16 protein-coding genes are annotated in these 12676 nt (G+C 74.8%); all 16 read right to left on the bottom strand.

Going from position 1 to position 12676, the window contains the following annotated elements:
- Positions 1-73: 73 nt before the first annotated feature.
- Positions 74-1222, bottom strand: a complete 1149-nt coding sequence (locus tag ACI780_RS10135) for an EscU/YscU/HrcU family type III secretion system export apparatus switch protein (RefSeq protein ID WP_457002641.1) — start codon at positions 1220-1222, stop codon at positions 74-76.
- 6 nt (positions 1223-1228) lie between these two features.
- Positions 1229-1993, bottom strand: coding sequence for a flagellar biosynthetic protein FliR (fliR, locus tag ACI780_RS10130; RefSeq protein ID WP_456869462.1), 765 nt, complete (start codon positions 1991-1993; stop codon positions 1229-1231).
- 4 nt (positions 1994-1997) lie between these two features.
- Positions 1998-2273: a flagellar biosynthesis protein FliQ gene (gene fliQ, locus ACI780_RS10125; protein ID WP_457002639.1), complete on the bottom strand. Its 276-nt coding sequence runs from the start codon at positions 2271-2273 to the stop codon at positions 1998-2000.
- 73 nt (positions 2274-2346) lie between these two features.
- Positions 2347-3144: a flagellar type III secretion system pore protein FliP gene (gene fliP, locus ACI780_RS10120; protein WP_457002637.1), complete on the bottom strand. Its 798-nt coding sequence runs from the start codon at positions 3142-3144 to the stop codon at positions 2347-2349.
- Positions 3144-3539 (bottom strand): FliO/MopB family protein, encoded by a 396-nt coding sequence (locus ACI780_RS10115; RefSeq protein WP_457002667.1) that lies wholly within the window; start codon positions 3537-3539, stop codon positions 3144-3146. Before ACI780_RS10115 ends, fliP begins: the two co-directional genes overlap by 1 nt.
- A 5-nt stretch (positions 3540-3544) precedes the next feature.
- Entirely contained in the window at positions 3545-4291 is a 747-nt protein-coding gene (gene fliN / locus ACI780_RS10110) for a flagellar motor switch protein FliN (RefSeq protein WP_456869459.1), read from the bottom strand.
- A complete protein-coding gene (locus ACI780_RS10105; protein WP_457002635.1) occupies positions 4288-5256 on the bottom strand; it encodes a flagellar motor switch protein FliM in 969 nt (322 codons plus the stop codon). The genes fliN and ACI780_RS10105 overlap by 4 nt, the downstream gene beginning before the upstream one ends.
- Before the next feature lie 185 nt (positions 5257-5441).
- A complete protein-coding gene (locus ACI780_RS10100; RefSeq protein WP_456869457.1) occupies positions 5442-5921 on the bottom strand; it encodes a flagellar basal body-associated FliL family protein in 480 nt (159 codons plus the stop codon).
- Positions 5918-6832 carry a flagellar motor protein MotB gene (locus ACI780_RS10095; protein WP_457002633.1) on the bottom strand — a complete coding sequence of 305 codons (915 nt, stop codon included), beginning with the start codon at positions 6830-6832 and terminating at the stop codon, positions 5918-5920. Before ACI780_RS10095 ends, ACI780_RS10100 begins: the two co-directional genes overlap by 4 nt.
- Positions 6829-7599, bottom strand: coding sequence for a motility protein A (locus ACI780_RS10090; protein WP_456869455.1), 771 nt, complete (start codon positions 7597-7599; stop codon positions 6829-6831). The genes ACI780_RS10095 and ACI780_RS10090 overlap by 4 nt, the downstream gene beginning before the upstream one ends.
- 3 nt (positions 7600-7602) lie before the next feature.
- The gene (locus ACI780_RS10085) at positions 7603-7893 is read right to left on the bottom strand and encodes a flagellar FlbD family protein (RefSeq protein WP_457002630.1); all 291 of its coding nucleotides are present in this window, start codon (positions 7891-7893) and stop codon (positions 7603-7605) included.
- 362 nt (positions 7894-8255) lie between these two features.
- Positions 8256-9491: a flagellar hook protein FlgE gene (locus ACI780_RS10080; protein WP_456869453.1), complete on the bottom strand. Its 1236-nt coding sequence runs from the start codon at positions 9489-9491 to the stop codon at positions 8256-8258.
- Positions 9492-9522: 31 nt separating this feature from the next.
- Entirely contained in the window at positions 9523-9960 is a 438-nt protein-coding gene (locus tag ACI780_RS10075; protein WP_457002628.1) for a flagellar hook capping FlgD N-terminal domain-containing protein, read from the bottom strand.
- Between the two features lie 12 nt (positions 9961-9972).
- Positions 9973-11268, bottom strand: a complete 1296-nt coding sequence (locus tag ACI780_RS10070) for a flagellar hook-length control protein FliK (RefSeq protein WP_457002626.1) — start codon at positions 11266-11268, stop codon at positions 9973-9975.
- The gene (locus ACI780_RS10065) at positions 11265-12227 is read right to left on the bottom strand and encodes an NlpC/P60 family protein (RefSeq protein WP_457002624.1); all 963 of its coding nucleotides are present in this window, start codon (positions 12225-12227) and stop codon (positions 11265-11267) included. Before ACI780_RS10065 ends, ACI780_RS10070 begins: the two co-directional genes overlap by 4 nt.
- Positions 12215-12676: a flagellar export protein FliJ gene (locus ACI780_RS10060; protein WP_457002622.1), complete on the bottom strand. Its 462-nt coding sequence runs from the start codon at positions 12674-12676 to the stop codon at positions 12215-12217. The genes ACI780_RS10065 and ACI780_RS10060 overlap by 13 nt, the downstream gene beginning before the upstream one ends.

The following is a 12676-nucleotide window of genomic DNA, read 5'->3' as shown; positions in this document are numbered from 1 at the left end:
CAGCAGCCCCACCACCCGGGCACTTCCGCGGAAGTGCCCGCCCTTCCCGGGCACTGCCGCAGAAGTGCCCGGGTCAGGAGGCGATCGGCGCCCTCCGGCGGCCGGCCCGCGGCAGCCCGGTGACGTCGGGCGCCTCGAACCCCGGGCGGTGGAAGCCGCCGCGCACGCCCCGCGCGCCCAGCTGCATCACGAAGGCGAGCACCCGCGCGACGGCGGTGAACAGCTGCGGCGGCACCTCCTGGCCGATCTCGCAGGAGGCGTGCAGCGCCCGGGCCAGCGGCACGTCCTGCACCATCGGCACCCGCGCCTCGGCGGCCCGCTCGCGCAGCCGGGCGGCGATCTCGTCGGCGCCCTTGGCCACCACGCGCGGGGCGCCGCGCTCGGGCTGGTACCGCAGTGCGACGGCGACGTGCGTCGGGTTGACCAGCAGGACGTCGGCCTCGGCGACCTCGGCCATCATCCGGTTGCGCGACATCGCCAGCTGCATCGACCGGCGCTGGCCCTTCACGTGCGGGTCGCCCTCGGAGTTCTTGTGCTCCTGCTCGACCTCGTACCGGGTCATGAGCAGCTTCTTCCTCGTCTGCACCCGGACCACGACGTAGTCGGCGATCGCGATGACCAGGCCGGTGACCGCCACGACCCGGAACATCAGGACGGCGGAGTCGGCGACGGCGGAGGTGACCGCCGACAGCGGCAGCGCGCCCGACGCCGAGACCAGCTCCTGCGCCCGGTCGCTGGTGGTGACCACGACGACGCCGAGGGCGATCGTCTTGATCACCGCCTTGGCCGCCTCCCACAGCCCGTGGGTGCCGAACATCCGCTTCATCCCGGGGAAGGGGTTGAGCTTCTTCAGCGTGGGCTTCATGCCCTTGGTCGCCAGCGCCACCCCGCCCTGCGCGGCCGAGGCGAGCACGCCGGTGAGCAGCAGTGCCAGCGCCACCGGCAGCACGGTCGCGAGGAAGGCCGACAGCGCCTGGCCGAGCAGCGGGTCGACCCGCTCCACCCGGGGGTCCTCGACCACCACGCCGACCTGCAGGAACAGCCGGCCGACCTCGTCGAAGGTGTTGCCGACCATCATCGGCAGCAGGGCGCTGGCCACCGCCACCCCCGCCCAGGTGCCCAGCTCCTGGGTGCGGGGGATCTGCCCCTCCTTGCGCGCCTCCTTCAGGCGCTTGGGAGTGGGCTTCTCGGTCTTCTCACCGCCCGGTCCGTCCTTGGCCACCGGGCCTCACCCACTCCGGAGTCCGACGACGGCGCGGGTGGCCTCCTCGAGCAGGGCGTCGAGGGCCGAGGGCAGCAGGGGGAAGGTCAGCCCCAGCAGCGCCAGGGTCAGCATGATCTTCACGGGGAAGCCGATCGCGAAGATGTTCAGCGCCGGCGCCGCCCGCGACAGCAGGGCGAGGGCGACGTCGGCCAGCAGCAGCACCGCCACCATGGGCCCGGCGATCTGCAGCGCGGCCAGGAACATCATCGAGAAGGCGGTCATCACCACCTCGCCGATCGACTCGGCGGGGTAGCCGCCGGTCACCGGCAGGCCCTCGTAGGAGGTGGCGAAGCCGCGCACCAGCAGCAGGTGCCCGCCGCTGGTGAACAGCAGCGTCGTGGCCAGCAGCGAGTGCAGCTTGCCCATGACGGAGTTCATCGTCATGGCCAGCGGGTCGTAGGCCGGCTGCAGCGTGAAGCCGCCGGTGACGTCGATGAGTTCCCCGGCGAACTGCACCGCGGTGAAGAACAGCTGGACGACGAAGCCCAGCGCCGCGCCGATGGCGACCTCGGTGACGGCGGTGACCACGAGGAAGCCGGCGGTCGGCTCGGGCAGGCCGGGGGCGACACGGTCGACCAGCGCGACCGACAGCGCCAGGGCCAGCGCGCCCTTGACCGGCGCCGGGATGGTCCGGGTGTTGAACGGCGGGGCCAGCAGGACGAATCCGGCCGCGCGGGCGGTGGCGAGCAGCAGGGCCGCGAGGGTGACCGCCGGGACCTCGAGGTCCATCCGGTCAGGTCCGCCCGAGCAGGTGCGGCAGCTGGTCGAACAGGTGCTCGGTGAAGCTGACCATCTCGGCGAGCACCCAGTTGCCGGTGACCAGCAGCGCGACGGAGACCGCGATCATCTTCGGCACGAACGACAGGGTTGGTTCCTGGATCTGGGTCGCGGCCTGGAACAGCGAGATGAGGAACCCGACCAGCAGCGCGGTGAGCAGCACGGGGGCGGCGACCTTGGCGCCCACCGTCATGGTCTCGACGGCGATCTCGGTGACGTCGGCGTCGGTCACGACGGCTCCTCGCTGGCGCTCGTCGCCATCGTGCCCGGGGGTGCTGCGCCCACGCGTGAGCTCGCGAGCTCGCTCACGAGTAACTGCCCACGAGAGCGGTGGTGATCAGCGCCCACCCGTCGACCACCACGAACAGCAGCAGCTTGAACGGCAGCGACACCACCGACGGCGGCACCATCATCATGCCCATCGCCATGAGCGCGGCGCTGACGAGCATGTCGAGCACCAGGAACGGGATGAACACGACGATCCCGATGATGAAGGCGCTCTTGAGCTCGGAGAGGACGAACGCCGGCACCAGCGTGGTCATGCTGACCGACACCGCGTCCTCGGGCTGCTCCTCGCCGGAGAGGCCCACCATGAGCTCGAGCTCGTCGTCGCGGGTGTTGGAGAGCAGGAACTCCCGCAGCGGCACGACGCCGGCGTCGTAGGCCTGCGAGACGGTGATCGTGCCGTCCATGTAGGGCTGGACGGCGACCTCGTTGACGTCGGAGAACACCGGGCCCATGACGAACAGGGTCAGGAACAGGGCGATGCCGGTGAGCACCGAGTTGGGCGGCGACTGCTGCAGGCCCAGCGCGTTGCGGGTCAGCGACAGGACGATCGTGATCTTGGTGAACGACGTCGCCAGCAGCAGCACCGACGGCGCCACCGACAGGACGGTGACCGCGAGGATCAGCGTGATCGACGTGCTGGGGCTGCCGTTGCCCACGGAGATGTCCACGCCGCCGTCGACGGCGGGGACGGTCGGCGCGGTCGGGGGCGTGGGTGCGGTCGGGGCGGCGGCGGCCGGCCCGGCCAGCAGCACGCCGGTGACGGCGCAGCCGAGCAGGGCCGCGGCGACGACGGCGGCGCGGCGCGTGCGGTCCATCAGCGGCGGACCGTCCGCTCGCGCAACTGGCCCACCAGGGTCGACCAGGCGCCGCGGTCGAGCACCGACCCGGCCACCGCACCGCCGACGCGGCCGGGCGCGGTGGGCAGGGCCGGCGGGCGCCCGGCCGCCTCGGCGCGCTCGGCGAGGGTGGCCTCGACCGCCTCGCCGTCGAGCTCGGCGAGCAGGGTGACCTGCTGCTCGGTGGCGCCGACGACGAGCACCCGGTCGGCGATGCGCAGCACGTTGACGGTGCTGGCGCGCCCCATCCGCTGGTGGGCGACGACCTCGACCAGGCCGCCGGAGGAGCCCAGGCCGCGCTTCTTCGCCAGCTGCGCGGCGAACCACAGCACGCCGCCGACGAAGGCCAGCGACAGCAGCAGCCGCACGACCATCCACGTCACGGCTGGTCCTGCCCGAGCTCGGCGGCGGCGTCGGTCACGATCTCGCTGATCCGCAGGCCGAAGTCCTCGTCGACGACGACGACCTCGCCGCGGGCGATGAGCGTGCCGTTGACCAGCAGGTCGGCCGGGGCGCTGGCGGCACGGTCGAGCTCGACGACCTCGCCTGGGTGCAGCGACAGCAGCTCGCCGACGGTCATCCGGGTGCGGCCGATCTCGACGGTGACCTCCATGGCCACGTGCCGCAGCAGGTCCAGGCTGCCGCGGCGGGCGCGCGGCGCCGTCGGCAGGGTGACCTGCAGCGCGAGCGTCGCGACGTGCTCGGCGCCGGCGGCCAGCGGCACCGCCACCAGCATGCCCTTGTCGCGCAGCCCGTCGAGGGCGGTGACCGGGTCCTCCGTGCGCTCGCTGTCGACGCGGACCCGGCCGAGGGTGGCCGCGGCCGCCTCCAGCGCGGGGCGCAGCGCGGTGGCGACGTCCATCGGGCCGACGGGGGAGTTGTCCAGGGCCTCGACGACCTCGGCGGAGAGCACCAGGACGACGTCGCCGGTGACCTCCCCGGACAGCCGGGCGCTGACCGCGGCGGCCGCGGCCGGCGGGACGGGGACGGCGTCGGGGTCGGTGACCGCGGCGCCGGCGACGAGCTCGGCGCCGGCCGGGACGAGGGCGCCCGCCGCGCGCGCGGCGGCCACCACGACGCTGGTGATGGCCTCGGAGGCCTGGGAGTGGTCGAGCGTGGCGGTCATGCGAGGTCCTTCGGGGCCGACGGGGCGGGGACGATGGCGGCGGCCAGCCGGCGCCGGTGGTTGCTGGCGATGGCGTGGGCGAACACGGCGTCGTTGGTGGTGACCTCCAGCGGCGCGTCGCGCGGGTGGCGCAGCAGCAGAACGTCGCCGACGGTGAGCGACAGCAGGTCCTCCGAGGACACCTCGAGCGGGGAGAACCGCACGCTGACGTCGACCGGGACCAGCTCCAGCCGCTCGGCGAGCAGTTCGGCGGCCCGCTGCCGCTTGCGCTGCGCGGACTCCGACAGCTGCGGCGAGGCGGCGTTGTCCAGCGCCTGGTGGAACGAGGAGAACGGCAGCACCAGCGCGGCCGCGCCCTCGCGGCTGCCGATCGAGAGCGTGTAGCGGGCCACCATGACGGTGTCCGAGCCCGCCGCGGCCTGCGCCAGGGCGGGGTTGTACTCGATCCCGTCGATCTCCGGCTGCACGTCGCTGACGTGCTGGAAGGCGGCGGCGAACTCCTGCAGCAGCCGGATCAGCAGGGAGTGGGTGATGGTGGTCTCCATCGCCGTCATCGGCCGCTCGGGCTGGTGGGCGGCACCGGAGCCGCCGAGCATGTGGTCGACGGCGGCCATGGCGATGTCGAGCGGGTAGGCCAGCAGGCCCTTGCCGGCCAGCGGGTCCATGCTGAACGTCGTCAGGAACGAGGGGTCGGGCAGCGTCGCGACGAAGTCGTCGTAGGAGTGCTGCTCGATGCCGAGCAGCTCCATGCGGGCGCCGGTGCGCAGCATCGTGGTGAGGACCGTCGTCGCCTGGCGGGCGAAGGCCTCCTGGGCGATCTGCAGCACCCGCACGTGCTCGCGGGAGAGCTTCGTCGGGCGGCGGAAGTCGTAGGTGCGGGGCGCACCGCGCCGGCTGCGGCCGCCCACGGCCGGCGACTGCGGCCCGTGCCCGGCGGGCACGGTCGCGTTCTCGGGGCGGGTCACGGCCTCCTCATCGGCGGGCCCCGAACGCGAACTGACCGGCGGCGCGGGGCGCCGCCGGTCAGCCGGGGAGGGTGTGACGGGTGGTGCGTCAGGAGGTCACTGGGTGTCCGACGGGGAGCGAGGGTGTGCGCCGGAGCCGGGTTCCCGAGCTCGGGACGCGGCGCGGGCGCACACCCTCGGCCGGGCTACTGGGTGACGTACTCGGTGAAGTAGATGCCCATGACCATCGGCACCTCGTGCTCGGTGTAGGCCTCGACGATCTTCTGCTCCAGCGCCTCCTTGAGCGCCTCGCGGGCCCCGGTGACGTCGGCCGGCTGGGCCTGCGAGTAGGTGGAGATGACCAGGTCGAGGGCCTTGGAGCCGTCGACGCCGCCACCGCCGTGGCCACCGGAGGCGGCGTCCTCCGTCGTCTGCAGGCTGATGCCGATCTTGAGGTAGCCGCCGCCGGCCAGGTTGACCGTCACCGGCTCGAGCGCGACCACCTCGCCGGCCACCGGCTCCTCGGCCTCGGCCTCCCCGGTGAAGAGGAAGAAGTAGGCGGCGGCCCCGAGGGCGACCAGCAGCACGACGAGCACCAGCAGCAGCTTCCTGCGGCCGCCGCCCTTGGGCTCCTCGCCCTCGGCGGGAGCCTCCTCGTTCTTCTTGGCCTTGGTCGTCGAGCTCACTGGGGGATGCCTTCCTGTGCGGGTGCCTGTGCGGGTGCGTCGAGGCCGGGCAGCAGCTCGCGCGCCTCGGCGGAGGCGTCGGACAGCACGACGACGTCGACGCGGCGGTTGAGGGACAGTGCGTCGGGGTCGGAGGCGGGCACCATCGGCCGCGTGTCGGAGTAGCCGGTGCCCTGCAGTCGCTCCTGGGGGACCCCGGAGGCGGCGAGGAAGCGGACCACCGTGGTGGCGCGGTAGGCCGACAGCTCCCAGTTCGACGGCCACGGCCCGCCGCGGGTGACCGGCAGGGAGTTGGCGTGCCCCTCGACGGCGAGCTGGTTGGGCACGCCGGCCAGCGCGGGGGCGACGGCGCCGAGGACGGCGCGGCCGGTGGGCTGCAGGTCGGCCTCCTCGGGGCCGAACAGCACCGGGTCGGACACGATGTGCACGACCAGGCCGCGCTCGTCGATCTCGTAGCGCGCCGTGCCGGCCTGGCCGGCGGCGGCGAGCGCGGCGTCGATCGCGGCGCGCACGGCGGCGAGCTCGTCGTACTCCGCCCGCGCCTCGGCGGCGACCCGCTGGGCCTCCTGCCGGGCGGCCTCGGCGGCCGCGGCGTCGACGGAGTCCTGCGCCGCCGGGGCCGGCGGGATCTGGACGTCGACGGCGGCGTCGAGGGAGTCGAGGACGGAGGCCTCGGGGTTGCCCGCCGACCCCTGCAGGGCGGTGACCGGGGCGCCGAAGGCCTGCGAGAGCCCGCTGGCCAGCGCGGCGAACTTCTCCTTGTCCACCTGGCTCATCGCGAAGAGGACCACGAAGAGGACGAGCAGCAGCGTCATCATGTCGGCGTAGGACACCAGCCACCGCTCGTGGTTCTCGTGCTCCTCCTCCTCGTGCTTCTTCCCCCGCCTCCGGCCGCCGTGGCCGCCACTCACGCGGCCTCCTTGGCGACCTCACTGGGCGGGATGAGGGAGGTGAGCTTGAGCCGGACGGCGCGCGGGCTGGTGCCGGCCTGGATCTCGGCGATGCCCTCGACCAGCAGCTCCATCTGCGCGGCCTGCAGCTCGCTGACGCGCAGGATCTTGGCGCCCATGGGGAGGAACCAGAAGTTGGCGGCCATGACGCCCCACAGCGTGGCGACGAACGCCGAGGCGATCATCGGGCCGAGCGCCTCGGGGTTGCTGAGGTTCCCCATGACGTTCATCAGGCCGACGATGCAGCCGACGATGCCGATGGTCGGCGCGTAGCCGCCCATCGCGTTCATGAACTTGGCGGCGACCTTGTCCTCCGCCTTCTTGGCGGCGATCTCGCTCTCGAGGACCGCGCGCAGCTCCTCGGGGTCGGTGCCGTCGATGCCCATCTGCAGGCCGCGCTTGAGGAACGGGTCCTCGATCGCCTTCACCTGCGCCTCGAGCGCGAGCAGGCCCTCCTTGCGCGCCTTCTCCGCGAGGGCCACCAGGACCTTGATCTGGTCGGCGGCGGGCGGCACCTTGGCCGGCACCACGGCGAGCTTGAACCAGGCGGGCAGCTTCTTGAGGTCGTCGAGCGTCTGGCTGGACATCGCCGCGCCGAAGGTCGCGACGATCACCAGGACGATCGCGGGGAGGAACAGCAGGGTCGTCGGGTCCGAGCCCTCCAGGACCATGAAGGCCAGGAGGGCGACCATCGAGACGACGAACCCGACGAGGGTGGCGGGGTCCACGGATCAGCGCTCCTCGCGGGCCGGGAAGGGGACGACGGAGGCCGTCGTGGTGTCGTCGGCGGCGGTGGGGCCGCTGGTGGTGCGGTAGGTGCCGCGGTCCATCGCGTAGGCGGTGGCGAGGATGCTCGCCCGGTACTCGCGGATCTCGTCGAGCACCTCGTCGACGCCCTCGCTGACGACGTAGCGGGTGCCGTCGACCAGGGAGATCACGGTGTCGGGGTGGCCCTCCACGCGCTCGATGAGGTCGGGGTTGAGCGCGAAGTGCTCCCCGTTCAGGCGCGTCACACGGATCACGGGTCGGTCCTTCTGCTCGTGCGGAGAGGGGAAGCGGCTGCAGGGACCATCGGTCCCGCGCCGGGACTGCTTGAGCCGAACACGGCCCGCCGCACCACCCCGGCGGGTGACGCGGCACCGCCGTCCCACCCGCCCCGGGAGTGCCACGGGGCGCGGCCCGGCACCCCGGGGAACGGGTGCCGGGCCGCGAGTCGGTGACGTGCTGGAAAGGGCCCGCTCGCAGGGGCCCGCGCCGAGCGTGGTGACGTGCTGGAACGGCCCGCTCGCAGGGGCCCGCGCCGAGCGTGGTGACGTGCTGGAACGGCCCCCCTGCAGGGACCCGCCACGAGCTCGCGAGTGGTGGGGAGCAGGGGGGTCCTTCGTCAGCGCTTGAGGTTGACCAGGTCCTGCAGCACCTCGTCGGAGCTGGTGATGACGCGGCTGTTGGCCTGGAACCCGCGCTGGGCGACGATCAGGCCGGTGAACTCCTCGGCCAGGTCGACGTTGCTCATCTCCAGCGCGCCTGCCGTCAGCGAGCCGCGGCCGCCGGTGCCGGCCTCGCCGATGACGGGCTGGCCGGAGTTGTCGCCCACCCGGTAGCTGGTGTTGCCGGCCTTCGACAGGCCGCCGGGGTTGGCGAAGGTGGCCAGGGCGAGCTTGCCGATCGGCTCGCGCAGGCTGTTGGAGTAGACGCCCATGATCGTGCCGTCGCCGCTGAGCGAGATCGACTGCAGCGTGCCCATGGCGTTGCCGTCGACACCGCTCGGGGTGAGCGCGGTCTTGCCGCCGAACTCGGTCATCCCCGACAGGTCGATCGCGATGCCGCCGGGCCAGTTGGCGCCGGTGACCCCGAGCTCGAAGCTGGTGTCGCCGGTGGCCAGGCCGGTGGAGGCGCTGAAGCCCAGCGTCTGGGCGGTGCCGATGGCGGTGCCGTTCTCCGAGGCGGCCACCGACCAGCGGTTGGCGGCGGTCTTGGTGAAGGTCAGCGCGATCTGGTGGGCGGTGCCCAGCGAGTCGTAGGCGGTGACCTGCGTCTGCACGGCCGTGGCCTCGACGACCGGCGGCCCGGCCGAGGCGACGACCGCCGACGTCGACAGGTTGCCGCTGACCGTGCCCGTGCGGGTCGGGGTGGGCGGCATGACCTGGCCGAAGGGGATGGTCAGCGGGCCGAGGGCGCCGTTGGTGTCGACCCGCCCGCCCTGGGCCATCCAGCCCTGCAGCTGGGCGCCGTCGGGGGTGACGAGGTTGCCGGCGCCGTCGTAGTCGAAGGACCCGGCGCGGGTGTAGAGGTTCTCGTTGCCGGCCCGGGTCACGAAGAAGCCGTCGCCGCTGATCATGAAGTCGGTGGAGCGGCCAGTGTTCTGCGTCGAGCCCTGGCCGAAGTTGGTGGTGATGCCGGCGACCTTGACGCCGAGGCCGACCTGCGCCGGGTTGGTGCCGCCGGCCTGGTCGGTGGGCGCCGAGCCGTTGCGGACGACCTGGGACAGGGTGTCCTCGAAGACGGTCTGGGAGCTCTTGTAGCCGACGGTGTTGACGTTGGCGATGTTGTTGCCGGTCACGTCGAGCTTGGTCTGGTGGGCACGCAGGCCGGAGATGGCCGAGAACATCGAGCGCAGCACGGGGAGGGTCCTCTCGGGAGGGGAGCGGGGGTCAGGCGCCGGTCTGGGCCGGCAGGGAGATCTCGGTCAGGCGGCCGAGGGGGACCTCCTGGCCCCCGACGACGGCCAGGGGCTCGTCGTCGCCGAAGCGGACCGAGGACACCGTCCCGGTCTGCGTCGTGCCGTCCTCCGCGGTCCAGCTGACCGCGTGGCCGACCAGGGCACCGGCCGACAGCGACCGCTGCAGGGACAGCAGCGCGGCGTTCTGCGAGGCGATCTCCTCGAGCTTCTCCACCTGGGTGAAGGTCGCCGTCTGCGACATGAACTCGGTCGTGCTCGTGGGGTTGCCCGGGTCCTGGTACTTCATCTGCGCGACCAGGAGCTGCAGGAAGGTGTCCTTGCCCATCTGGTCGGCGCGGTCCACCGAGCTGGTGGCGGTCTGGGGAACGGCGGGGGAGGTGCTGCCCACGCCGCCCACGGGTCCGGTCATCGTCGGCTCCTCTCAGGCCCGCACGTCGAGGGCGCTCGACGCGGGGTGGGTCGCGGCGGCAGCCGGTCGGCTCCCGTCGGGGTCGGTGCGCAGCCACGGGCGGCCGCGGTCGTCGGCGGGGCCGCGGCCCGGACCGTGGCCCTGGCCCCGGCCGTGCTCCTCCGACTGCTGGCGGGACTGCTGCCAGCCGGACTGCGCCTGTGACGAACCCGAGCCGGCCTGCTCGCGGTCGACCTGCAGCCGCGAGCAGGTCAGCCCGGCGGACTCCAGGTCGCGGCGCAGGTCGGGCAGGGCGTCGAGCAGCGCGGCGCGGCCGGCGTCGGACACCCCGCGCAGGCTCAGGTCGAGCGTGCCGGCGTGCACGGTGACCCGGACCTCGACCTGGCCGAGGGTCTCCGGGGTGAGCACCAGGGTCATCGTGTGCGTGCCGTCGGGCCCGGAGGCCAGCGTGGCGACGGCGGGCGTGACCTGCGCGGCGACCGGCGGCTGGGGGACGTCGGCCCGCGGTGCGGCGGCCGCGACCGGCACCGCCGCGGCGGGGGCCGGTGCGGGGAGCGGGGCGGCGGCCGGCGCGGTGCCGGCCGGTGCCGCCTCGGGTGCCGTGGGTTCGTGTCGCGCGGGGGCGTCGGCCGGTCCCGGCCGCGGCGCCGGCTCGGCGAGGACGGGCACCACGGCGGGAGGCGACGGCACGACGGGGGCCGGGTCGGCGGCCGGCACGACCACGAGCCCGGCGGGCAGCCCGGCGGCGGCGGGATCCGGAGCGGGGGCGGCGGCCTGGGTGGCGGCCGGGGGAGCGGTCGCGGGGACGGTGCCGTCCGGCGCGACGGCGGCCGGCAGCGGGGTGCCCGCGGGGGAGGGGGGGACCGCGCCGGTGGGCAGGCCGGCGGCGACGCCGGGGACGGCGACCGTGCCGTCGGCGACCCCGCCGGACGCGGCGGCGGCACCGGGAGCGGCGGGGACGGCGGGCGTGTCCTCGGCCGGGGTGCCGGCGGCGGTCGCGGGCGGCACCGCGGTCCCCAGGGCGAGGGCCAGCGCCCACCCGGCGGGCAGGGCCCCGGCCGCGGCGGGGGCGGCGGGCGCCGTCGCGGCGGCGTCCTCACCGGCGGGGACGGCGGCGGCGTCGTCCTCGGGGGGCGCGGCCTCGCCGTCGCGGCCCACGGCCCGGCCGGGACGGTCGCCGGCACGGCCGCGGTCGGCCACGGCGCCGTCGAGGGCGGACGCGAACTCCGCCGACGGGCCGGACGGCTCGGTAGACGGCGCCGCGGTCGGCGCCGCGGGGAGGACGGCGGGCAGGGCGGGTGCTGTCACGAGTAGGCCTCCGCGGCGCTGGTGACCTTGCGGACGTAGGACTGGGTCTCGGCGTACGGCGGGACGCCGCCGGCGCGGGCCACCGCACCCGGCCCGGCGTTGTAGGCGGCCAGGGCGAGGTCGGTGGAGCCGAAGCGGTCGGTGAGCTGGCGCAGGTAGCGGGCCGCGCCGTCGACCGCGGACGCCGGGTCCGACGCGTCCACGCCGAGGCCGGCCGCGGTGGCCGGCATGAACTGCATGAGCCCGGTGGCGCCGGCGGGGGAGACGGCGGCGGAGTCGAAGCCGGACTCCACCTGCGCCACGGCGGCCAGCAGCGCCGGGTCGACGCCGTGGCGGGCGCCGGCGGCGGTGAACAGGTCGGCGTAGGGGACCCCGGCCAGGCCGGCACCGCCGGTGGCCGGGGGCGCGGCGGCCGCGGCGGGCAGCACGCGGCGGACGACCGACGGGGTGCCGACGTCCTGCACCCGGACGACGTCGCCCTCCTGCGGCGCGGCGATCATCTTCCCGTCGCCGACGTAGATGCCGACGTGGTCGATGCCGGGGCGCGACGGCGAGTTGTCGAAGAACACCAGGTCGCCGGGGCGGGCCTCGGCCAGGCTCGCGACCGGGGTGCCGGCGGTGGCCTGCTGGGAGCTGGTGCGCGGCAGGTCGATGCCGACGTCGGCGAAGACGCGCTGCACCAGGCCCGAGCAGTCCAGGCCCACCGACGGGTCGGTGCCGCCCCACGCGTAGGGGACGCCGAGGTAGCGCTGCGCGGCGGCCACCACCTGCCCCTCGCGGCCGCTGCCGGCGGCCGGGGGCGTCCCGGTCGCCGCGGCCGGGGCCGTGCCGGTGAGCCCGGCGGTGGCCGCGGCGCTCGCCCACGCCGCGGACGTCGACGTCGACGACGCCGAGGCCAGGGTGAGGATCCGGTTCTGGATCTCGGCGATGCGGCCGTGCACCGCGGTCAGGCCCTCCACGGCTCCTCCTCCCCGTTGTCGGTGGCCCGCACCGCGTGCCGGCGCGTGACCAGGTCGTCGACCGCGCGCTCCTCGGCGGTCAGCTCGGCGGCCCGCAGCGCGAGGAGGTGCCGCTCGCGCAGCTTCTCCAGCGCCCGGGTCTCCTGGGCGGCGGCGGTCCACCGCTGGCGCAGCAGGTCCGCCTGCTCGGCCGAGGCCTGCGCCGTCGACCGTGCGGCTGCTACATCGGCAGCCGCGGCCGCCGATGCGACCATCGCGGCGAGGAAGACGGGCGCGGGGGACGACGCGGGCGGCACCCGGCCGGCGAGCGCGGCGGCCAGCTCCTCGGCGCGGCCGGCGGCGTCGCGGGCGGCGGCCTCGGCCTCGGCCGCCGCCCGCTGGGCGGCCTCCTCGGCGGCGGCGCGCACCCGCAGCACGGGCTCGAGGCGGAAGGTCGCGCGCTTGCCCAC

It is taken from the genome of Geodermatophilus sp. SYSU D00814 (assembly GCF_054050055.1).
This window is presented reverse-complemented; position numbering and strand designations above follow the sequence as displayed.

Coding starts and splice junctions, on each gene's coding strand:
- fliR (WP_456869462.1), bottom strand. CDS start 1,993: ATGGACCTCGAGGTCCCGGCGGTCACCCTCGCGGCCCTGCTGCTCGCC.
- fliP (WP_457002637.1), bottom strand. CDS start 3,144: ATGGACCGCACGCGCCGCGCCGCCGTCGTCGCCGCGGCCCTGCTCGGC.
- ACI780_RS10115 (WP_457002667.1), bottom strand. CDS start 3,539: ATGGTCGTGCGGCTGCTGCTGTCGCTGGCCTTCGTCGGCGGCGTGCTG.
- fliN (WP_456869459.1), bottom strand. CDS start 4,291: ATGACCGCCACGCTCGACCACTCCCAGGCCTCCGAGGCCATCACCAGC.
- ACI780_RS10075 (WP_457002628.1), bottom strand. CDS start 9,960: ATGACCGGACCCGTGGGCGGCGTGGGCAGCACCTCCCCCGCCGTTCCC.